This window comes from Bradyrhizobium cosmicum, assembly GCF_032290525.1.
Classification (GTDB): Bacteria; Pseudomonadota; Alphaproteobacteria; order Rhizobiales; family Xanthobacteraceae; genus Bradyrhizobium; species Bradyrhizobium cosmicum_A.
The window spans coordinates 1-253 of record NZ_JASXTA010000395.1; the positions used below are offsets into that span (position 1 = coordinate 1).

The following is a 253-nucleotide window of genomic DNA, read 5'->3' on the forward strand; positions in this document are numbered from 1 at the left end:
GGTGTAACTTCCGCCGCTACGCCGATAAGTTGATCTCCTCGTCTACCTGCTCTTCTAAAAATGGGTGGGCAATCACTGCCGGGTCATGGTCCATCACGTCCCACAGCTTGGGCGGTACAAAAGCGTCAACGATGACTGTCAGCGCAGCTGGCAGGTCGGCTGTTCCCACCATGAATTCGCATCGCCGAGCGCACACCGCCGCCACTGCTCCTTCACCGCTCAACCATCCTGCCAGTCCGCACAGAGACAGCGG

1 protein-coding gene is annotated in these 253 nt (G+C 59.3%); it reads right to left on the reverse strand.

The window, feature by feature from the left end:
• Positions 1 to 16: 16 nt before the first annotated feature.
• Positions 17 to 253 (reverse strand): hypothetical protein (locus tag QSV46_RS40380; protein ID WP_314964285.1); only part of this gene is annotated, 237 nt, incomplete at its 5' end.